The sequence below is a fragment of the Rothia sp. HMSC071F11 genome (assembly GCF_001809115.1).
In the GTDB taxonomy this organism is placed as follows: Bacteria; Actinomycetota; Actinomycetes; order Actinomycetales; family Micrococcaceae; genus Rothia; species Rothia dentocariosa.
Genome location: NZ_KV795760.1, coordinates 20362 through 21435 on the forward strand (window position 1 = coordinate 20362; position 1074 = coordinate 21435).

The 1074-nt window shown below is 61.5% G+C and carries 1 protein-coding gene; it reads right to left on the minus strand.

Annotated features, from left to right (window positions below; translation table 11 throughout):
- Positions 1-1074 (minus strand): TadA family conjugal transfer-associated ATPase (locus HMPREF2554_RS07690; protein WP_246826035.1); only part of this gene is annotated, 1074 nt, incomplete at both ends.

Genomic DNA, 1074 nt, shown 5'->3' on the forward strand with positions numbered 1-1074 from the left:
GGTGAATAATGCGGTCAAATGCGGTAGAAGCGTGCAGGGCAACGGTGCGTTCATCCAAGCTGGCGAGCGCACCCAGCGCGGCAAGACGATGCGGCACAGCAAACGCGGAATTCGCGTGCAGCGTTGTGCCTGCGCCCTGGTGCCCGGTGTTCATGGCGTTAAGCAGGTGCAGGATTTCAGAGCCGCGACACTCCCCCACCATAAGCCGATCGGGTGCCATACGCAGAGCTTGCACCAGCAGGTCTCCCAACGTGATCTCTCCGGCGCCTTCGGCGTTCGCGGCACGGGTTTTGAGGCTCACCGTATGCGGATGCTGCGGGCTCAGTTCCGGGGTATCTTCCAGGATCATGAGGCGTTCCCAGGCTTCGCATTCGCCCAAAAGCGCGTTGAGAAGCGTGGTTTTTCCGGTACCGGTTCCCCCGCTGACGACAAAGTTCTGCCGCCGCGCAATCATGGTGCGCAAGGCTTGCTCGGTCGCCGCATCAAACATGCCGCTTTCGCGGAGCGCGGTAAGTGTCAAACAGCTTTGGGCGGGCAGACGAATAGACAGGTGTGTGTTCTCGACCAGCGGCGGAATGACCGCGTGAATACGCCGACCGGAGTCGTCGTGCACGTCGTCTGCCGGATGCGCCGCATCGAGCCTGCCGCCGTGCGCCCTAATGAGACGGTTGGCGAGTTGGCGTACCTGCGCCTCGGTCTCGAAAGTGAGGGTTACCGGTTGGGTTTGTCCGTGCGCCTGAACCCACACATCCTGCGGGGAATTCACGTAAATATCGGTGATTCCGGGAATATGTGTGAGAGTTTCAAGCGCACCCAGACCGTAAAGTTCGGCGTGCAAGCAGGACAGCGCACGCGATACGATGTCGGGCTCGTGCTCGACGGGAAACTCGTGGTTTTCGTCCCCGTACATGTCCTCTTCACAGGCCTGCTGCACCGCCAACGTTAGGTCTTTACTCGACCACAATCGGGGATTTTCGCCATCTGCCGAAGCAGCGGGTGAAGCCTGATCGGTCTCGGCGTGCGGGCTGGGTGGGCGCGCCAGCAGATAGGTGAGGGCATGCCGGGCGATGCGCC